Origin of the sequence: Streptomyces sp. NPDC006743 (genome assembly GCF_040703815.1) — a bacterium.
Taxonomy (GTDB): Bacteria; Actinomycetota; Actinomycetes; order Streptomycetales; family Streptomycetaceae; genus Streptomyces.
On the sequence record NZ_JBEYJA010000004.1, the window covers coordinates 204,299 to 221,996 of the forward strand.

A 17,698-nucleotide genomic window follows, 5' to 3' on the forward strand; every position below is an offset into this window, starting at 1 on the left:
GTACCGCCGGAACACGCCCTACCCCCAGTCCCGCCCCGACCGCCCCCGTTTCGTCTGCGAGCGCTGTTTCTTCTCGCGCAGGCGGCGCTCGTTGATGCCGCGGGGGATGCGGGTGGGCCGGCGAGGCTGGGGCGGCGGCGCGGTGGCCTCGGCGAGGAGGGCGGCGAGGCGCACCGCGGCGGCCTCGCGGTTGCGCCACTGGGAGCGGTGCTCGGAGGCGCGGACGGTGACGACGCCGTCGACGAGCCGGCCCGCCAGCCGCCGCAGCGCGCGTTCCTTCCACACCTCGGGCAGCGCCTCGGTGCGCGCCAGGTCGAAGCGCAGCTCCACCTGGCTGTCGGTGGTGTTGACGTGCTGGCCGCCGGGCCCCGAGGACCGCGAGAAGCGCCAGGCCAGCTCGGCCTCGGGGAGCGCGACGGAGCCGCGGATGACATAGGGACCGGACATGCCCTCCATGGTCCCGCGCCTGTCCGGGGCACGTCACCGGGTTTTCCCGGACATCCGGCGCGGCGCGCCGTCCCGCCGCCGGTCCGGGCCGTTCGGGCCCGGCTTGGTAAAAAAGGTAAAGACATCCGGAACCATGGGGACCCCTCTCGGCGTTCCTAGAGGTGGCGGTAGCTTCGTCCGCACACGCAACGAGGGAAGGGACTCCCAACAATGGCTGTAAGCCTCTCCAAGGGCGGCAACGTCTCGCTCACCAAGGAAGCTCCGGGCCTGACCGCCGTCACCGTGGGCCTCGGCTGGGACGTCCGCACCACCACCGGCACGGACTTCGACCTGGACGCCTCCGCCATCGCGGTCAACGCGCAGGGCAAGGTGTACTCCGACGCCCACTTCGTCTTCTTCAACAACAAGCAGACCCCGGACAGCACCATCGTCCACACCGGTGACAACCGCACCGGCGAGGGCGCGGGCGACGACGAGGCGATCAACGTCAACCTCGCCGGGCTCCCGGCCGACGTCGACAAGATCGTCTTCCCGGTCTCCATCTACGACGCCGAGAACCGCAGCCAGAACTTCGGCCAGGTCCGCAACGCCTACATCCGCATCGTCAACCAGGCCGGCGGCGCGGAGATCGCCCGCTACGACCTGTCGGAGGACGCCGCCACCGAGACCGCCATGGTCTTCGGCGAGCTGTACCGCAACGGCGCGGAGTGGAAGTTCCGCGCGGTCGGCCAGGGCTACGCCTCGGGCCTGGTGGGCATCGCCCAGGACTTCGGTGTGAACGTCTGACGGACCGCCGCACCCCGCCCCGGAGCCCGGACCCGCCGTCGCGGTGTCCGGGCTCCGGCGCCTGTCCGCGCGGCGGGAGACCCCGGACGCCCGGGGGTGCCGCGATACGTTGCGCGCATGATCCTCCAGCCCCTGTCGTTCTCCCCCCCCACGGCCTGCCGCCCGGGCTGCTGGCCGAACTCACCGCGCTCTACGCCTCCCGGCGCGACTTCCACGCCCTCAGCGGTGACTTCCCCGACCCGGACGACATCCGCCCCGAGCAGGTCGCCGCCGCACTCGCGGACGAGCTGGCCCACCCGGACGCGCAGGTGCTGCTGGCCCGCAGCGAGGGCACGCTGGTGGGGATCGCCGTCACCCTGGACCACCATCCCGACCCGGCCGACCCCGACCCGTGGATCGGCCTGCTGATGGTGGACGCGGCGGCCGGCCGCCGGGGCCACGGCAGACGGCTGGCGGCCCTGGTCGAGGACCGCTTCCGCGCGGCGGGCCGCACCGCCGTGCGCCTGGCCGTCCTCGACGGCAACCAGGCCGGCCTCGCCTTCTGGACCGCCCTCGGCTACGGCGTCGTCGACCACCGCGCGGACCGTGACCGGGGCCGCCCCTGCGCGGTGCTGCGCAAGGAGCTGGTCTGAGGAGGCGCCCCGCGAACGTGCCCCCGCGGACCGGAGCGGCCGGACCCGGCAGGCCGCTCACGGGTGTGCGGGCCTGCCCTCGCCGTACAGCCAGTCCCGCCAGATCGCGCTGAAGTCCTTGCCGGGCGCCTTCTTCTCGACGTACGCCGTGAAGTCGGCGGTGGAGGCGTTGCCGTGGCGGTGGGCGGCGGCCCAGCCCTGGACGATGCCGTAGAAGGCGTCGTCACCGACCGTCTGGCGGATCTTGTGCAGGACCATCGCGCCGCGGTCGTACACGGGCGCGTCGGAGATGACCGCGGCGCTGCTCGGCCGGCCGGGCGGATAGGCCCAGACGTCCGTGCCGTTGTCGCCCTCGCCGCGGTAGACGGTCTCGAAGGTCTCCTGCGCGCTGGGTCCGTCGTGGTCCTCCGCCCACAGCCACTCCCCGTACGTGGCGAACGACTCGTTGAGCCACATGTCCCGCCAGCTCTTCGGGGTGACGGAATCGCCGTACCACTGGTGGACGAGTTCGTGGACGAGGGTGGTGGTGTCGGGGGCGCTGGGGAAGGCGGGGCGGTTCTGCGTCTCCAGCGCGTAGCCGACACCGGGGACGCGGTCGACGATCGCCCCGGTGGAGGAGAAGGGGTAGGGACCGAAGTTGTCCTCCGCCCAGTCCATGATCTCGGGGATCTGCGCGAGCACCGGCTCGCTCTCCCCGGCCAGCGCGGGATCGACCGCCGTGTACACCGGCAGGCCGTTGCCGAGAGTGGACCGGCTCACCTCGAAGTCGCCGATCGCGACCGTGGCGAGGTAGGTCGCCATCGGCTCGCCGGTGTGCCACCGGTACGTCGTACGGCCCCCGCTGGTCGTCGTGCTCTTCAGTTCGCCGTTGGAGACGGCCGTCAGCTTCCGGCCGGCGGGCACGCTGACGGAGATGTCGTACGTGGCCTTGTCCGAGGGGTGGTCGTTGTTCGGGAACCACGCCATCGAGCCGACCGGCTGTCCGAGGGCGAGGGCGCCGTCGGCCGTGGGCAGCCAGCCCTCCTTCGACCCACCGGGGTCGGTGACGGTGCGCGGGGTGCCGGAGTAGCGGACCGTGGTGCTGAAGGTCTCGCCCTCGGCCAGGTCGTCGTGCGGCCGGACGGTCAGCTCCTGCCCCGCCCGGTGGAAGCGGGCGCCCCGCCCCTCGACGGTCACGCTCTCCACCTCCATCCCCTGGAGATCCAGGTCGAAGGCGGACAGGTCCTCGGTGGCGCGGGCGGTGACCGCGGCCGTGCCGGTGAGGCGGCGGTGGTCCGGGTCGTAGGCGAGCGTGAGGCCGTAGTGGCTCACGTCGTACCCGCCGTTGCCCGCCCTCGGGAAGTACGGGTCACGCAGGCCGTACCCGCCCGGCCGGCCGTGGACGCCGCCGTCGCAGGCGGTCAGCGGGAGGGCGCACAGCAGTAACGCGCCGACGGCTCGGGCAAACAGTGCGGTTCGGGACACGAGTGCGATCCTATGCGGCGGCCGTGACACCATCCCTTCGTGCTCGACATCGGCTACGCCCTCTCCAACCGCTTCCCCGACCCCCCGCAGACGGACTACCGCCGGGCGGACGTCCGCACCCTGCGCCACGACCTGTTCTGCGGCGACGTCTATCTGGCGGACACCCGCTCGGACCGGGAGCTGGCCACGGCCTGGGGCTGGGTGCCGGTGCTCGACTTCGCGTGGGCGCTGTGCGACATCGTGGAACAGGTGGACCGGGACCCGGCCGGTTCCCGGGCGGCACGCCCCCAGCGGGCCGAACTGGACTTCACCGAGTCCACCGACCGCATGCTCTTCGAGCGGCGCTTCGGCTGGGTGGACATCGAGGCCGACTGGATGCCGGCCGAGGAGCCCCCGCTGTCCTTCTCCCACACCGAACTGCGCCGGGAGGCACGCGACTTCCTGCACGACCTGATCGCCGACCTGTGCGACCTGCACGAGGACCTGGCGGAGAACCCCGCGCTGTGGACCCTCCAGGCCCGCTTCCCCCGCCTGCCCTGACCCCGCCCGTCCTGACCCCGCCCGCCGGGCCACGGTGCCGCCGTCCTCGCCGGTGTGACCTCCCGGCCGTGGGCCCAGGACGGTGTGACCTCCCGACCGGGAGCCCGGGCCGGTGTGACCGGCGGGCCGACGTACCCCCGCCAGTGCGACCGCCCGGCCCGCGCCCCCCGTGCGACCGCTCGGCCCGCACACCCCCGCCCGGCCGGCGCACCCCCGGCGGTGCGCCCCCGCCCGCCGCCGGACTCCTGCCCGGCGCGCCGCCGTCCGGCACCGCGCCCGCGCCCCTCAGTCCTCCACCCTCACCCCCAGCTCCGCCGCCAGCACCGGCGCCAGGTCGAGCAGTTGCCCCGTGCTGATCACCGCCCCTGCCAGCCGGTCCACGCCCCGCGCGATCTCCAGGCGGGCGGCCCCGCGCAGGTCGACGTCGGTGAGCGCCGCCCCGCCGAAGTCGACGCCCTGGAGCACGCAGTCCACGAACTCGACCCGCTCCAGCCGGGCTCCCCCGAAGTCCGGCTCGACCAGGACACAGCCCTCGAAGACCACGTCCCGCAGCCTGGCCTTGCGCAGGTTCAGGTAGTCGATCTTGCCGCCGCGGATCCGCACCCGCTCGAGGACCGCGCCGTGCGACTGCACCCCGCCTAGCCGGGCGTCGGTCAGCTCGACGTCGCGCAGCGTCGCCTCGGCGAGGTCCGTACCGACGCCCCGAACGCCGGTGAGGACCGTGTCGAACAGGCGCGCGCGGCGCAGCGACGCGTCGTCCAGGACGCAGCCCCGCAGCGCGCAGTCCATGAACCGGGCGCCCGCGCCGTCCTGCCCGGCGAAGTCGGTCTCCCGGAACTCCAGCCCGTCGTAGTCGCCGTCCGGGGCCAGGCCCGCGCCTTCGTACGCCTCCAGCGCGGGCAGCCGCACCTCGGGCCGCCGCGCCGCCTTCACCCGCCCCCGGCCGCCGCCCGTGCCGCCGGTACCGTCCGCCGCTCTCCTCGCCATGCCCCCATCGTGCACCCCGCCACCGACAGCGCACCGCGCAGCCCGCCCGGCCTGCGCGGTCACGGGCGATGTCACGAACCGCGGCCCTCGGACGGTCGTACCCGGAAAGCCGCCCGGCGGACGTCACGGCGGCGCCGGGAACGACAGAGGGAGGACCCGTACCCATGCACCGCATCACCGTCATCGGCGGCGGACTGGCCGGGCTGGCCGCCGCCGTCACCGCGGCCGAGGCAGGCGCCGAGGTCACCGTGCACGAGGCCCACCACACACTCGGCGGACGGGCCCGGACGGCGGACGCCCCCTACCGCACCAACGAGGGGCCGCACGCGCTCTACGACGGCGGGCCGCACTGGGCCTGGCTCAGGCGGCGCGACCTGATCGGACCGCTCGCCCCGCTGCGGCCCCTGGAGGCGGCCCGGCTGCGGCTGCGTCACCGCGGGAAGCTGCGCCGCACCCCGCCGCGGGCGATGCTCGGGCTGCTGTTCCGCGGCGCCTCGCAGGCCCCGGTGGACACCGACTTCCTGACCTGGGCGACCGGCGTCGCGGGCGAGGAGGGCGCCCGGGCCGCCGCGCACTACGCGGCCGTCGCCCTGTTCCACCACGACCCGGGCGCGCTGTCCGCCGCGTTCGTGCAGGAGCGGCTGCGGCGTGCCACCAAGCTGCCGCCCGAGGCGCACTACCCGCGCGGCGGCTGGGCGGGCGTGGTGGACCGGATGGCGGCGCGGGCCTGGGACCTCGGCGTCCGCATCGAGACGCTGTCACGCGTCGACACCCTGCCCGCCGGCGGGCCCGTCATCGTCGCCACCTCGCTGGAGGCCGCCCGCCGGCTGCTCGGCGACGACTCCCTGACCTGGCCGAGCGGCCGCACGGTGCTGGTCGACCTGGCGGTGCGCACCCGGCGCGGGGACGCGTTCGCCGTGTCCGACCTGGACGCGCCCGGCTGGATCGAGCGGTTCAGCGCGGCCGACCCCACCCTGGCGCCCGCCGGTGAGCAACTGATCCAGGGACAGATCCCGATCGCCCCGCACGAGTCGCGGGCGGACGGCTCGGCGCGGGCCGGGGAACTGCTCGACCTGGGGTTCCCCGGCTGGCGCGAGCGGGCCACCTGGCGGCGGGACGCGGTCGCGAGCGGCCGCACCGGGGCGGTGGACCCGCCCGGCACCACCTGGCGCGACCGGCCCGCCGTCGACCGGGGCGACGGCGTCTACCTGGCCGGCGACCAGGTCGCGGCGCCCGGCGTGCTGTCGGAGGTGTCCTTCACCAGCGCCCTCACCGCGGTCTCCCTGGCCCTGGGCCGGCCCAGCCTCGATCCGGCCCGCTGACCCTGCCGGGCGGCCGGCCCCCCGTACCGCTGATCCGGCCGGGCCCTCCGGCCCCCGGGCCGGGGCGCGCCCGCCCGACGGCCGGTTCCGGCGATCCCGGGATGCGGCATGTGCCGATTCATGCTGTTCTGACGGGATGAGTATCACCCGAAAAGGTGAATCCTCCGTCATGCACCGGCACCCCCGTCCCCGGCACCAGCCCCGCCACGCGCGCCCCTCGGACGCGCACCGCTGGTGGGCGCTGGTGGTGATCGCCCTCGCGCAGCTGATGGTGGTGCTGGACGCGACCATCGTGAACATCGCCCTGCCCTCCGCCCAGCGCGACCTGCACATGTCGGACGCCAACCGCCAGTGGGTGATCACCGCCTACACCCTCGCGTTCGGCGGGCTGCTCCTGCTGGGCGGGCGGATCGCCGACCTGGCCGGGCGCAAACGCACGTTCGTCATCGGGCTCGTCGGCTTCGCCGCCGCCTCCGCGTTCGGCGGCGCGGCCACGTCCTCGGGCCTGCTCTTCGGCGCGCGGGCCCTGCAGGGCGCCTTCGCCGCCGTCCTGGCGCCCTCCGCGCTCTCCCTGCTGACCACGACCTTCACCGATCCGCGCGAGCGCGGGAAGGCGTTCGGTATCTACGGCGCGCTCGCGGGCAGCGGCTCGGCGATCGGTCTCCTCCTCGGCGGCCTGCTGACCGAGTACCTGGACTGGCGCTGGTGCCTGTACGTCAACGTGCCCATCGCCGCCGTCGCCGTGCTCGGCGCGTCCGCGCTGCTGCGCGAACGGCCGGGGCACGCCGGTGTCCGGCTGGACGTGCCGGGCGCGGTGCTGGGCTGCGGCGGTCTGGTGGCCGTCGTCTACGGCTTCAGCGAGGCACAGCCGCGCGGCTGGACGGACGCGCTGGTACTGGCCCTGTTCGCGGCGGGCGCGGCGATGCTGGCGGCGTTCGTGTGGTGGCAGACGAGGGCCCCGGTGCCGCTGCTGCCCCTGCACGTCCTGCGCGAGCGCAACCGGGCCGGCTGCTTCCTGACCATGCTGCTGGCCGTGATCGGCATGTTCGGGCTGTTCCTGTTCATGACCTACTACCTGCAGGAGATCCTCGGCTACTCACCGCTGCGGGCCGGGCTCGCCTTCCTGCCGCTGACCGCCGCGATCGTCGCCGGCTCCACCCAGATCTCGGCCCGGCTGCTGCCCCACGTGGCGCCCCGCGCGCTCATGGTCCCGGGGATGCTGCTGGCGGCGGGCGGTCTGCTGCTGCTGACCCGGCTCACGGTCGCCTCGCGGTACACCACCGAGGTGCTGCCCGCGCTGCTGCTGATGGGCCTCGGCATGGGCCTGACCTTCATGCCGGTGTTCGCCACCGCCACCGCGGGCGTCGCCGCGCGGGACGCGGGCGTGACCTCGGCGACCGTGAACACCGCGCAGCAGGTGGGCGGTTCGATCGGCACCGCGCTGCTCAACACGGTCGCCATCTCCAGCAGCACCGCGTACATCACCGCGCACCTGCGCGCCGAGACCGACCGGGCCCGGGTGGTCCCGGAGGGCGTCGTGCACGGCTACACGGTCGCGATCTGGTGGGCGGCGGCCGTCATGCTCCTGGCCGGACTGGCCGCCGGCCTGATGGTGACGGCCCGCGCGCCCAGGCACGCCACGGCCGCGGAGGCGGTGCGGGAGCCGGCGGCCCCATGAACCCGCGAGGGGCGGGGAGGGTTCCGAGTTCGCACCCGGAACCCTCCTCCTGCGGACGGGCGGGTGCCCGCGGGCGGGCACGCCCGCGGGGAGGTGCGGCGCGGGGCCCGGGCCGGGCGCGTCTCAGTGCCGTCCCGCCACCCGGTCCGCGAGGCGGGCCAGACGGGAGGAGCGGGCGCTGTGCGTGAGGGCCTCGCGGCGGTCCGCCGTGCGGTAGGTGGCGTACATGCCCTGCACGCCCAGCCAGCGCAGCGGCTCCGGTTCCCACCTGCGGACCTTGTGCCCGACCCAGGGCAGTGCGGTGAGCGCGGTCGCGCCCGCCGCACCGGAGTCGAGCCGGACCAGGTCGGCCAGGGTGCGGGCGGCCAGGTTGGTGGTGGCGACGCCCGAGCCGACGTAGCCGCCCGCCCAGCCGAGGCCGCTGCCGCGGTCCAGGGTGACGGTCGCGCACCAGTCGCGCGGGACGCCGAGGACACCGGACCAGGCGTGCGTGATCCGCAGCCCGGCCAGTGAGGGGAAGAAGCCGACGAGGATGTCGCGCAGGTCGCGGACGGTCTCCCGCTGGGTGCGGCCGTCGTTGTCGGTGCGCGAGCCGAAGCGGTACGGCACTCCGCGGCCGCCGAGCGCGATGCGGCCGTCGGCGGTGCGCTGGGCGTACATGTAGGCGTGCGCCATGTCGCCGAGGGTCTCGCGGCCGTCCCAGCCGAGCGCCGCCCACTGCGCCTCGCTCAGCGGCTCGGTGGCGATCATCGAGGAGTTCATCGGCAGCCAGGTGCGCCGCTGGCCCTTCAGGGAGGCGGTGAAGCCCTCGGTGCAGCGCAGCACGTAGGGGGCGCGGACGGTGCCGTACGGGGTGAGGGCGCGGCGGGGACGGATCTCGGTGACCGGCGTCGCCTCGTGGATCGTCACGCCCAGCGCCTCCACCACCGCGGCCAGACCCTTGACCAGCCTGGCCGGGTTCAGGCGGGCGCCGTGCGGGGTCCAGGTGGAGCCGACCGCGTCGGCGACCCGGATCCGCTCGGCCGTCTCGCGCGCGCCGTACAGCTCCCGGTCCTTCTCGCCGTAGGACAGTTCGTGCTCGTGGAAGGCCTTCAGGCGGGCCAGCTGGGCGGGGGTGCGGGCGACCTCCAGGACGCCGCCCTTGTGGACGCCGGCGTCGATGCCCTCCTCGGCGGCGACGCGGATCACCTCGTCCACGGTGTCGTTCATCGCCCGCTGGAGCCGTACGGCGGCCTCGTGGCCGTGCAGTGCCGCGTACCGGTCGCGGCCGGCGACACCGTTGTAGAGCCAGCCGCCGTTGCGCCCGGAGGCGCCGTAGCCGCAGAACTTCTGCTCCAGCACGGTGATCCGCAGGGACGGCTCGGCCTTCTTCAGGTAGTACGCCGTCCACAGTCCCGTGTAGCCGCCGCCGACGATCACCACGTCGGCGCTCGCGTCCCCGGTCAGCGGCTCGCGCACGGCGGGGATGCCGTCGTCCGCGAACCAGAAGGAGATGCCGCCGTTCACGACGCCGCCGTCGCCTGTGCCGCCGCCAGCGGCATTCCTCGCCGAGCTGCTCATGGCCGGACGTTAACGCCTGGTGCGCGCCGGTGTCTCCTTCGGATTCCGTGCTTTTCCGGCCCCCTCGGCCAGCGGCCGGCACCCCAGACCGATCAGCACGGCGGTGAAATGCCCGAGATCGGTGAAGGTGCGCCCGGCCAGCAGCGGCACCCCGAAGAAGACGAGCACGGCGGCGGCGTACGGATACCGCCAGGGTCTGCGGATCCGGTAGGTCAGCACGCCGGCCACCCCGGCCAGCGCGTAACTGACCCCGACGTCCAGCGTGTCGACCGCGGACGGCGGCGCCACATGACGGCCGATCGCCCACAGCAGCGCGCCCTCGCTGATCAGCGTGGCCAGCACGTGCGCGGCCACGCACACCAGCAGCCAGCGCAGGGTGCCCAGCCAGCGCTCGGCCTGCGCGTGGAAGAGCGAGTAGAGGGCGGCGTAGGGCAGCCAGCGCCCGCTCGGGATCCACATCGCGCTGGCGAACAGCACCCGCACCGGGCTGTCCGACAGCTCGTGGATGTTCGTCGACCGCTGCCGCAGGAAGTCCTCCTCGAAATCCGGCGACATGCGGTGCAGGGCGACGGTGGTGACGAACAGGACCAGCAGCCAGACGTACGTCCCGGGGGCGGCGCGCACGTACGCCGCCACCGCCCCGAGCCCGCGCCGAAACCGGATGACCCCGCTCACACCGGCCAGTATGGTCGGCCCCGTGATCGAGGTGCCCGCCGAGCTGGCCGCTGCGCAGGAGAAGTTCAACGGCGCGGCGGGCCGGGCCTTCGTCGCCGGGCTGCCCGAGCGGGCGGACCGCTTCCTCGCGCACTGGGACCTGCGCCTGGACGGCCCGCCGATGCACGGGGTGTGCGCGCTGGTCCTTCCGGTGGTACGGGCCGGGACCGCCGGCTGCCCGCCGGAGCCCGGGGCAGGGACGCCGGCCGTGCTCAAGCTCCAGCCGCTGGACGAGGAGAGCGCGGGCGAGCCGGCCGCGCTGCGCGCCTGGGACGGCGACGGGGCCGTACGGCTGCTGGAGCACGACGCACCCACCTGCACCCTCCTCCTCGAACGACTGGACGAATCCCGGATGCTGTCGGCACTGCCGGACAGCCGCGCGGCCGTCGAGGTGATCGGCTCGCTCCTGGCGCGGCTCACCTCCGTGGCCGCCCCGGCGGGCGTGCGGCGGCTGGGTGACATCGCGCGGGCGCTGCTGGAGCGGGCGCCGCGGGCGCTGCCGCGCGTGCCGGACGCCGGCGACCGGCGACTGCTCGCCGACTGCGCGGCGGCCGTGCGCGAGGTCGCCGGCGCGCCCGGTGACCGGCTGCTGCACTGGGACCTGCACTACGACAACGTGCTCGCCGCCGACCGCGAGCCCTGGCTCGCCATCGACCCCAAGCCGCTCGCCGGCGACCCCGGCTTCGACCTGATGCCCGCACTCGGCAACCGCTACGACCCCGCCGAGACCCTGTGGCGCTTCGACGCGCTGACCGCGCGGCTCGGCCTGGACAGGGAGCGGGCGCGCGCCTGGACGCTCGGGCGGGTGCTCCAGAACTGCCTGTGGGAGATCGAGGACGGCCGGCCCCTGGACCCCGTGCAACTGGAGATCGGCCGGGCGCTGCGCGTCTGAGACGGGCGCCGCAGAACCGGTCGCACCGCACCCCCGGGCCGGGCCCCGGGACGGACGGGCGCACCTGAGACCTGCCTGGCGGACGCCGGTCCGAGCGAGGCCGTGCGTCACCTGGAGCGGGCGCCGTGCGGGGCGGGTACGCGGGTGCGGGGCGCCGCCGCACGGGTGGGACACGCCGCCGGTCGGCCCATCGGGCAGTCCAGCGGGTCATCAGGTCATAGCGTACAGAATATGACGAAACGCCACATCTCCCTGCTGGTATGCGCCGCGGCACTCGTCGGCTCCGGCGTGGCCGCCGCCGCGCCGGTCTCGGTGCCGACGACGCACCTGGTCCACCCCGGGGAATCGATCCAGAAGGCGGTGGACGCCGCGCATCCCGGCGACACCGTGCTGGTGATGCCCGGCACCTACCACCAGAGCGTCAAGATCACGACGCCCGGCCTGACCCTGCGCGGCACCGGCCGCTCCACCGTCCTGAAGCCGGCCACGAAGGCCACGGACGACTGCGGCAAGCGCGGCAACGGCATCTGCGTGGCGGGCACCAAGTCCAAGCGCCTCATGGGTGTCACCGTCTCCCACCTGATCCTGACCGGCTACTCCCGCGCCGGCCTGGTCTCCGTGGGCGCCGACGGACTGACCGTCCGGCAGGTGACCTCCGACAGGAACGGCGTCTGGGGCTTCGCCGAGGAACGCTCCGAGCACAGCACCTACGAGCGCGACATCGCCCGGGACAACGGCGACGCGGGCATCTTCCTCGCCAACACCATCACCGCCGAGCAGGGCGCCGCCGACTCCAAGGAGACGCTGGTCGCGCACAACCTGCTGGCGGGCAACCGGATCGGGGTCACCGTCCGCCGGCTGCGCAACCTCACCGTCGCCGCCAACGAGGTCACCGGCAACTGCGCGGGCGTCTTCGTCGTCGGCGACGAGAACAAGCCGAAGGCCGGCGCGCTGACCGTGCGCGACAACCGCGTCCAGCGGAACAACAAGTACTGCGCCAAGACCGAGCGGCTGCCCTTCCTCCAGGGCTCCGGCATCGTCCTGACCGGCGCCGAGAAGAGCGTGGTCACCGGGAACCTGGTCACCGGGAACTCGGGCACGTCCCCGCTGTCCGGCGGCATCGTCCTGTTCAAGAGCTTCGTCGGTGCCACCAACGACGACAACCGGATCACCGGCAACTCGGTGACCGGCAACGCACCCGCCGACCTGGTCAACCAGGAGAGCACCAAGCGCGGCAACACCTTCGAGCGCAACTCCTGCCGGGCCTCCAGGCCCGCGGGCCTGTGCTGACCCGCCGCACTCCGGTCCGCACCACCGCACCACCAACGCCACCAGCGCCACCAGCACACCCCCGATGGAAGGAAGGCGGCACATGACGACCGCTCAGACCGCCCCACCGCCGTCCATGCGGCTCAGGGAGCTCGTGTTCGGGGCGGCATGTGCCGCCGCCCTGCGGGCCGCGGCCCGCCTCGGCGTCGCCGACGCACTCGGCGAGACCCCCCTGACCGCCGAGGACCTCGCCGCCGCGGTGAAGACCGAACCCAAGCCGCTGGGCCGCCTGCTGCGGGCCCTGGCCTGCTACGGCGTCTTCGAAGAGCGCCCCGACGGCACCTTCGCGCACACCGACATGTCCCGGCTGCTGCGCGAGGACGACCCGGGCAGCCTGCGCAACATCTCCCTGTGGTGCACCGAACCGTGGACCTGGGACGCCTGGCCGAAGCTCGACGAGGCCGTGCGCACCGGCCGCAACGTCGTCGAGGACCTGTACGGCAAGGAGTTCTTCGTCTACCTCAACGAGGACGCCCCCGAGTCGGCGGACGTCTTCAACCGGGCCATGACGACCTCCAGCAAGCAGTCCGCCCGCGACGTCGCCGAACTCCTCGACCTGTCCGGCGCCGCCTCGGTCGCCGACATCGGCGGCGGCCAGGGCCATGTGGTGGCCAGCCTGCTGGAGAAGTACCCGCGGATGCACGGCACCCTGATGGACCTGCCGCGCGTCGTCGACAACGCCGACCCGCGGCTGCGCGAGGGCGGGGCGCTCGCGGACCGCGTGAGCATCGTGCCCGGCGACTGCCGCGAGGCCGTCCCGGTCCACGCCGACGTGTACATCATCAAGAACATCCTGGAGTGGGACGACGACTCCACCGCCCGCTGCCTGCGCAACGTCATGCAGGCCGGCGGCGCCAAGGCACGGGTCGTCGTCATCGAGAACCTCGTCGACGACACGCCCTCGATGCGGTTCAGCACCGCCATGGACCTGCTGCTGCTGCTCAACGTCGGCGGCGCCAAGCACACCACGCGGTCCATGGTGACCCGTCTGGAGGCGGCCGGCCTGGTCATCGACGACATCAGCCCGGTCAACCCCTACCTGCACGCCTTCGACTGCACCGTTCCCGCCTGACCCACCCGGCACCCCTGCGACGACGGCCGCCGGGCCCGCGACCTCGCGGGCTCGGCGGCCGTTGTCCGTCCGTCGCACGACGTCCCGTACGGCCTCCCGTACGACACTCCTGGTGCCGTCCCGGCCGCGTCAGCCGCGGCCGTCGCGCTCCCAGAGGTAGAAGCGCCGCGCCATCGCGTCCTTCGGCGAACGCCACGTCTCGGGGTCGTACGCGCTCACGTACGACGACAGCCGCTCGCTGATGTCCCGGAACTCGGGGTGTCCCGCCACCTTGGCGATGGCCGGGCCCGGGTCCCGGTCGGCCTCGACGAGGTGCATGTACACATCGCCGAACTGGAAGAGGCTGCGCCGGGTGACGCCCACGAGGTGCGGCAGCTCCCCCCGGTCGGACTCCTCGAAGATCTTGGCGATGTCCGGGGCCGAGCCCGGGGCCATCCGGGCCACGATCAGGGCCTGGTGCATGTTCCGCTCCTGTCGTCCGCTCCGGCTCAGTCGGTGCTCAGGGCCGGCTCGGGCCGCCGCCCGGCCGCCGCGGCCTGCTCGACCTTGTCCCGGATGAGCGCCATCTGGACCTTGGAGTTCTTGTTGATGTTGTCGGTCATCCAGTCGTCGTCGACCGGCGCCTCCGGCTTCATCGCGAAGTCCTGGGTCCACACCATCCGGGTGCCGCCCGGGACCTCCTCGTAGGCCCAGTGGATGTCCATGTGGGCGAACGGCCCGGTCTCCACGCGGCGCGCCCGCACGGTGAGCGTGGCCCGGTCCGGCTCACGCTCGGAGACCCAGCTCCACACGGTGCCGTTCTCGTCGGGGTGCATGGTCAGCCGGAAGGTGCACTTGGCGCCCTCCTGCTTCAGGATCTCCGCGGAGGCGTACTCGCTGAACAGCTGCGGCCACTTCTCCACGTCGTTGGTCATCTCCCACACCAGGTCCACCGGTGCGGCGATGGTGATCTCGTTCTGCGTGTGTCCCGCCATCTCAGGCTCCTGCCAGAAGGGTGCTGTTGACGAGGTCGAGGAACTTCCGGGGCGTCTTGCAGCGCTCCGCGTCGGCCGGCATCGGCATGCCGTGCCGGTTCTCCAGTTCGCCCACGATGCCGAGCAGGCCGAGCGAGTCGATGCCGAGCTCGTCGAAGCCGGTGTCGGCCCGGTCCGTCAGTTCCTCGGGGCTGACGGTGATGCCGGCGGCCTTCTTCATGAGTTCGGACAGTTCTTCCACGGTGATTCGGTCACTCATGCGGGTTCCTCTCCTTGTTGCTCCCGGCGTGAAGCTCCCGGCGCCACCAGACCCTGACGTCAGGGCCTAGGGGGCGTCGGCGGTGCCGTGCCGCAGCACCAGCGCCGAGTTCGAGCCCATGAGCCCCCGGCCCAGGACCAGTGCCGTGCGCACCTGCGCGGCCCGCGCGCGGCCGGTCACCAGATCGAGGTCATGGCAGATGTCGAAGACATTGGGGGTGGGCGGGATCAGACCGTGCTCCATCGAGAGCACCGCCGCCGCCGCGTCCAGCACCGGGGCCGCGCAGTACGCCCGTCCGGTACCGGTCTTGGGCGCCGTCACCGGCACCCGCCGTCCGTGCGCGCCGAGCGCGTCGGCGATCGCCAGCGCCTCCGCCCGGTCCGCCTCGGGCACACCGAGCGCGTCCGCGAAGACCACGTCGACCTCCTCCGGGGCGCAGTCCGCGTCCACCAGGGCCGCGCGGATCGCCTCCGCCAGCCCCTGCCGGGACAGCTCCCAGCGGGAGGCGCCCGTGAAGGTGGCCGCGTGCCCGGCCACGGTCGCCCGTACCGGCACGCCCCGCTCCCGGGCCGACTGGGCCGCCTCCACGACGAGCATCGCGCCGCCCTCGGCGGGCACGAACCCGCACGCCGCCTCGGTGAACGGCCGGTACGCCCGCTCCGGATCGGTCACCGGGCTCAGTTCGCGGTAGCCGAGCTGGCACACCACCGAGTACGGGGCCAGCGGCGCCTCCGTCGAGCCGGCCACGATCACGTCCGTACCGCGCCGCACGGCACGCGCCGCGTGCGCGAGGGCGTCCAGGCCGCCGGCCTCGTCGGCGGCCACCACCGAGCACGGCCCCTTGAACCCGCGCCGGATGGAGATCTGGCCCGTGCTGGCCGCGTAGAACCAGGCGATCGACTGCCACGGGCCGACGTACCGCCTGCCCTTGCCCCACAGCTTCTGCAGCTCCCGCTGGCCGAACTCGCCACCGCCCGACCCGGCCGCCGTCACCACGCCCGCCGAGAACGGCGCCTCGTCCGTGTCGGCCCGGCCCAGCCGGGCGTCCTCCAGCGCCGCGTCGGCCGCCGCCATCGCGAAGTGCGTGAACCGGTCGGTCTGCACGAGGTAGCGCTCCTCGACCGTCTCCGACGGATCGAAGGACCGCACCTCGCCCGCCACCTTCAGCGGCAGCCGCTCACAGCCCTCGCGCGTGACCCGGTCGAGGACGCTCACACCCTCCTGCGTGGACTTCCAGAAGGTCTCGGTGCTGTTTCCGTTGGGCGCCACGACACCGATGCCGGTGACGGCCGCCCGCCGCTTCGCGGGTGCGCTCATAGCGTCCTCTCCCTCTGCCGGGTCAGGATCACCGCGGACTGGAAACCGCCGAACCCGCTGCCCACGGAGAGCACGCTGTCCAGCTTCCGTTCCCGGGCGACCCGCGGGACGTAGTCCAGGTCGCACTCGGGGTCCGGGGTCGTGTAGTTCGCCGTCGGCGGGACCACCTGGTGGGCCAGCGCCAGCACGCAGGCCACCACCTCGATCGCCCCGATCGCGCCCAGCGAGTGACCCACCATCGACTTGATGGAACTCATCGGCGTGTCGTAGGCGTGGTGGCCCAGCGCCCGCTTCACCGCGGCCGTCTCGTGCCGGTCGTTCTGCCGGGTGCCGGACCCGTGCGCGTTCACGTAGCCGATCGCGGTGGCGTCCAGCCGGGCGTGGTCCAGCGCCGTCTCGATGGCCCGCGCCATCTCCAGGCCCTCACTGGTCAGACCCGTCATGTGGTAGGCGTTGCCGAACGTCGCGTAACCGCTCAGCTCGCAGTACACGTGCGCACCGCGCGCCCGGGCGTGCTCCAGCTCCTCCAGGACCAGCACCGCGCCGCCCTCGCCCATGACGAACCCGTCACGGTCGTTGTCGAAGGGCCGTGAGGCGTGCGCCGGGTCGTCGTTGTTCGGCGACGTGGCCTTGATCGCGTCGAAGCACGCCATCGTGATCGGCGATATCGGCGAGTCCGACGCACCGGCTATGCAGATGTCGGCCCGGCCCTCCTCCACGGTGTGCAGCGCGTACCCGACCGCGTCGAGGCCGGAGGTGCAGCCCGTCGAGACGGTCTGCACCGGCCCGCGCGCCCCGAACCGCTCCGCCACCGTCGAGGCCAGCGTGCTCGGCGTGAACGCCCGCTCCAGATACGGCTGCGCCCGCTCGTGGTCCACGTCCCAGCGCTCACCGCCATGGCTGACCAGGACGTAGTCGCTCTCCAGCCGGGTGGTGCCGCCCACCGCGGTGCCCAGCGAGACCCCGACCCGCCACGGGTTCTCCGCGGCGAAGTCGAGTCCGGAGTCCCGTACGGCCTCCTGCCCGGCGGCGAGCGCGAACTGGATGTAGCGGTCGCAGCGCGCCACCTGGTCCTCGGACAGCCCCGCGGCCACCGGGTCGAAGTCGCACTCCGCGGCGATCTGCGACCGCAGGCCGGACGGGTCGAAGAACGTGATGCCCCGGGTCGCCGTCCGCCCGTTGGCCAGCAGGTCCCAGAACGCCGGCGCGCCGATCCCGCCCGGCGCCACGATGCCTATGCCGGTGACCGCCACCCGCCTGGTCATGAGCGGACCTCGGCCGCGTCGGCCGGCACCGCCACCGGCTCCCCGGCCCCGGCCGGCACCGCCTCCGTGCCCTCGGTGTCCACGTGCCCGAGCTGCGGGCGCGGCGCCAGCGGTCCGAGGTGGAAGACGATCCGCGCCTCCACCTTGCCCACGTTGCGGAAACGGTGGCGCATGTAGGCCGGGATCATCAGCCCCTGCTCGGGCCTGAGCGGGTGCGGCTCACCGTCCAGGTCCACCTCCAGGTCGCCGCAGACGACGTACACGAACTCCTCGGAGTACGGGTGGTAGTGCTCCCCGATGCGGTCACCGGGCTGCACGATGGCCACCCCCATGAAACCGCTGGTGGAGCCCACCGTGGCCGGGGTGAGCATGGCGCGCAGATCGCCTCCGCGCTTGGTGTTGGGCTCGGTGTCGCTGAGATCAACGATCTTGGGCCTGGCTTTGATCACGTCGTTCCTCC

19 protein-coding genes are annotated in these 17,698 nt (G+C 73.7%); 8 read left to right on the forward strand and 11 right to left on the reverse strand.

Annotated elements, in window-relative coordinates; translation table 11 throughout:
- Window positions 1–18 precede the first annotated feature (18 nt).
- Complete coding sequence (gene arfB / locus ABZ719_RS05515; RefSeq protein WP_366723910.1) at window positions 19–456, reverse strand: alternative ribosome rescue aminoacyl-tRNA hydrolase ArfB; 438 nt, start codon at window positions 454–456, stop codon at window positions 19–21.
- Between the two features lie 201 nt (window positions 457–657).
- On the opposite strand from arfB, the gene ABZ719_RS05520 reads away from it, so the two are divergent.
- Together ABZ719_RS05520 and ABZ719_RS05525 are read left to right on the forward strand one after the other, a co-directional pair.
- Complete coding sequence (locus ABZ719_RS05520) at window positions 658–1,233, forward strand: TerD family protein (protein ID WP_366723911.1); 576 nt, start codon at window positions 658–660, stop codon at window positions 1,231–1,233.
- Window positions 1,155–1,865: a GNAT family N-acetyltransferase gene (locus tag ABZ719_RS05525; protein WP_366723912.1), complete on the forward strand. Its 711-nt coding sequence runs from the start codon at window positions 1,155–1,157 to the stop codon at window positions 1,863–1,865. Before ABZ719_RS05520 ends, ABZ719_RS05525 begins: the two co-directional genes overlap by 79 nt.
- Before the next feature lie 57 nt (window positions 1,866–1,922).
- Here the strand turns inward: ABZ719_RS05525 and ABZ719_RS05530 are convergent, their stop codons facing one another.
- The gene (locus ABZ719_RS05530) at window positions 1,923–3,362 is read right to left on the reverse strand and encodes a M1 family metallopeptidase (protein ID WP_366723913.1); all 1,440 of its coding nucleotides are present in this window, start codon (window positions 3,360–3,362) and stop codon (window positions 1,923–1,925) included.
- A 6-nt stretch (window positions 3,363–3,368) separates the two neighbouring features.
- On the opposite strand from ABZ719_RS05530, the gene ABZ719_RS05535 reads away from it, so the two are divergent.
- On the forward strand, window positions 3,369–3,869 hold the full coding sequence (locus tag ABZ719_RS05535) for a hypothetical protein (RefSeq protein ID WP_366723914.1): 501 nt from the start codon (window positions 3,369–3,371) through the stop codon (window positions 3,867–3,869).
- 285 nt (window positions 3,870–4,154) lie between these two features.
- Here ABZ719_RS05535 and ABZ719_RS05540 read toward each other — a convergent pair whose 3' ends face one another.
- Window positions 4,155–4,856: a pentapeptide repeat-containing protein gene (locus ABZ719_RS05540; RefSeq protein WP_366723915.1), complete on the reverse strand. Its 702-nt coding sequence runs from the start codon at window positions 4,854–4,856 to the stop codon at window positions 4,155–4,157.
- Window positions 4,857–4,924: 68 nt separating this feature from the next.
- Here ABZ719_RS05540 and ABZ719_RS05545 point away from each other — a divergent pair, with 68 nt between their 5' ends.
- Both ABZ719_RS05545 and ABZ719_RS05550 read left to right on the forward strand, forming a co-directional pair.
- Window positions 4,925–6,178, forward strand: a complete 1,254-nt coding sequence (locus ABZ719_RS05545; protein WP_366723916.1) for an NAD(P)-binding protein — start codon at window positions 4,925–4,927, stop codon at window positions 6,176–6,178.
- Between the two features lie 169 nt (window positions 6,179–6,347).
- Window positions 6,348–7,856 (forward strand): MFS transporter, encoded by a 1,509-nt coding sequence (locus ABZ719_RS05550; protein ID WP_366723917.1) that lies wholly within the window; start codon window positions 6,348–6,350, stop codon window positions 7,854–7,856.
- A 123-nt stretch (window positions 7,857–7,979) separates the two neighbouring features.
- Here the strand turns inward: ABZ719_RS05550 and ABZ719_RS05555 are convergent, their stop codons facing one another.
- Together ABZ719_RS05555 and ABZ719_RS05560 are read right to left on the reverse strand one after the other, a co-directional pair.
- The gene (locus tag ABZ719_RS05555; RefSeq protein ID WP_366723918.1) at window positions 7,980–9,416 is read right to left on the reverse strand and encodes an FAD-dependent oxidoreductase; all 1,437 of its coding nucleotides are present in this window, start codon (window positions 9,414–9,416) and stop codon (window positions 7,980–7,982) included.
- Between the two features lie 9 nt (window positions 9,417–9,425).
- Window positions 9,426–10,091 carry a rhomboid-like protein gene (locus ABZ719_RS05560; RefSeq protein WP_366723919.1) on the reverse strand — a complete coding sequence of 222 codons (666 nt, stop codon included), beginning with the start codon at window positions 10,089–10,091 and terminating at the stop codon, window positions 9,426–9,428.
- Window positions 10,092–10,113: 22 nt separating this feature from the next.
- Between ABZ719_RS05560 and ABZ719_RS05565 the strand changes: the two genes are divergently transcribed.
- The 3 genes from ABZ719_RS05565 (at window position 10,114) to ABZ719_RS05575 (ending at window position 13,423) form a co-directional block, all read left to right on the forward strand.
- Complete coding sequence (locus ABZ719_RS05565) at window positions 10,114–11,022, forward strand: aminoglycoside phosphotransferase family protein (protein WP_366723920.1); 909 nt, start codon at window positions 10,114–10,116, stop codon at window positions 11,020–11,022.
- A gap of 231 nt (window positions 11,023–11,253) precedes the next feature.
- Window positions 11,254–12,312: a right-handed parallel beta-helix repeat-containing protein gene (locus ABZ719_RS05570; RefSeq protein ID WP_366723921.1), complete on the forward strand. Its 1,059-nt coding sequence runs from the start codon at window positions 11,254–11,256 to the stop codon at window positions 12,310–12,312.
- A gap of 82 nt (window positions 12,313–12,394) precedes the next feature.
- Window positions 12,395–13,423 (forward strand): methyltransferase, encoded by a 1,029-nt coding sequence (locus ABZ719_RS05575; RefSeq protein WP_366723922.1) that lies wholly within the window; start codon window positions 12,395–12,397, stop codon window positions 13,421–13,423.
- Between the two features lie 129 nt (window positions 13,424–13,552).
- Here the strand turns inward: ABZ719_RS05575 and ABZ719_RS05580 are convergent, their stop codons facing one another.
- From ABZ719_RS05580 to ABZ719_RS05605, 6 genes are all read right to left on the reverse strand, one after another.
- A complete protein-coding gene (locus tag ABZ719_RS05580; RefSeq protein WP_037857056.1) occupies window positions 13,553–13,885 on the reverse strand; it encodes a TcmI family type II polyketide cyclase in 333 nt (110 codons plus the stop codon).
- 26 nt (window positions 13,886–13,911) lie between these two features.
- Window positions 13,912–14,397 (reverse strand): SRPBCC family protein, encoded by a 486-nt coding sequence (locus ABZ719_RS05585; RefSeq protein ID WP_366723923.1) that lies wholly within the window; start codon window positions 14,395–14,397, stop codon window positions 13,912–13,914.
- A gap of 1 nt (window position 14,398) precedes the next feature.
- On the reverse strand, window positions 14,399–14,656 hold the full coding sequence (locus tag ABZ719_RS05590) for an acyl carrier protein (protein WP_037857059.1): 258 nt from the start codon (window positions 14,654–14,656) through the stop codon (window positions 14,399–14,401).
- Between the two features lie 66 nt (window positions 14,657–14,722).
- A complete protein-coding gene (locus ABZ719_RS05595; protein ID WP_366723924.1) occupies window positions 14,723–15,973 on the reverse strand; it encodes a ketosynthase chain-length factor in 1,251 nt (416 codons plus the stop codon).
- Window positions 15,970–17,238 (reverse strand): beta-ketoacyl-[acyl-carrier-protein] synthase family protein, encoded by a 1,269-nt coding sequence (locus ABZ719_RS05600; protein WP_037857064.1) that lies wholly within the window; start codon window positions 17,236–17,238, stop codon window positions 15,970–15,972. Before ABZ719_RS05600 ends, ABZ719_RS05595 begins: the two co-directional genes overlap by 4 nt.
- A complete protein-coding gene (locus tag ABZ719_RS05605) occupies window positions 17,235–17,687 on the reverse strand; it encodes a cupin domain-containing protein (protein ID WP_366723925.1) in 453 nt (150 codons plus the stop codon). The genes ABZ719_RS05600 and ABZ719_RS05605 overlap by 4 nt, the downstream gene beginning before the upstream one ends.
- Between the last annotated feature and the right edge of the window lie 11 nt (window positions 17,688–17,698).

Excerpts from the sequence above, each read along its gene's own strand:
- ABZ719_RS05595 (WP_366723924.1), bottom strand. The coding sequence starts at position 15,973 with ATGAGCGCACCCGCGAAGCGGCGGGCGGCCGTCACCGGCATCGGTGTC.
- ABZ719_RS05590 (WP_037857059.1), bottom strand. The coding sequence starts at position 14,656 with ATGAGTGACCGAATCACCGTGGAAGAACTGTCCGAACTCATGAAGAAG.
- ABZ719_RS05585 (WP_366723923.1), bottom strand. The coding sequence starts at position 14,397 with ATGGCGGGACACACGCAGAACGAGATCACCATCGCCGCACCGGTGGAC.
- ABZ719_RS05540 (WP_366723915.1), bottom strand. The coding sequence starts at position 4,856 with ATGGCGAGGAGAGCGGCGGACGGTACCGGCGGCACGGGCGGCGGCCGG.
- ABZ719_RS05600 (WP_037857064.1), bottom strand. The coding sequence starts at position 17,238 with ATGACCAGGCGGGTGGCGGTCACCGGCATAGGCATCGTGGCGCCGGGC.
- ABZ719_RS05555 (WP_366723918.1), bottom strand. The coding sequence starts at position 9,416 with ATGAGCAGCTCGGCGAGGAATGCCGCTGGCGGCGGCACAGGCGACGGC.
- ABZ719_RS05575 (WP_366723922.1), top strand. The coding sequence starts at position 12,395 with ATGACGACCGCTCAGACCGCCCCACCGCCGTCCATGCGGCTCAGGGAG.
- ABZ719_RS05550 (WP_366723917.1), top strand. The coding sequence starts at position 6,348 with ATGCACCGGCACCCCCGTCCCCGGCACCAGCCCCGCCACGCGCGCCCC.
- ABZ719_RS05520 (WP_366723911.1), top strand. The coding sequence starts at position 658 with ATGGCTGTAAGCCTCTCCAAGGGCGGCAACGTCTCGCTCACCAAGGAA.
- arfB (WP_366723910.1), bottom strand. The coding sequence starts at position 456 with ATGGAGGGCATGTCCGGTCCCTATGTCATCCGCGGCTCCGTCGCGCTC.
- ABZ719_RS05530 (WP_366723913.1), bottom strand. The coding sequence starts at position 3,362 with ATGGTGTCACGGCCGCCGCATAGGATCGCACTCGTGTCCCGAACCGCA.
- ABZ719_RS05545 (WP_366723916.1), top strand. The coding sequence starts at position 4,925 with ATGTCACGAACCGCGGCCCTCGGACGGTCGTACCCGGAAAGCCGCCCG.
- ABZ719_RS05580 (WP_037857056.1), bottom strand. The coding sequence starts at position 13,885 with ATGCACCAGGCCCTGATCGTGGCCCGGATGGCCCCGGGCTCGGCCCCG.
- ABZ719_RS05570 (WP_366723921.1), top strand. The coding sequence starts at position 11,254 with ATGACGAAACGCCACATCTCCCTGCTGGTATGCGCCGCGGCACTCGTC.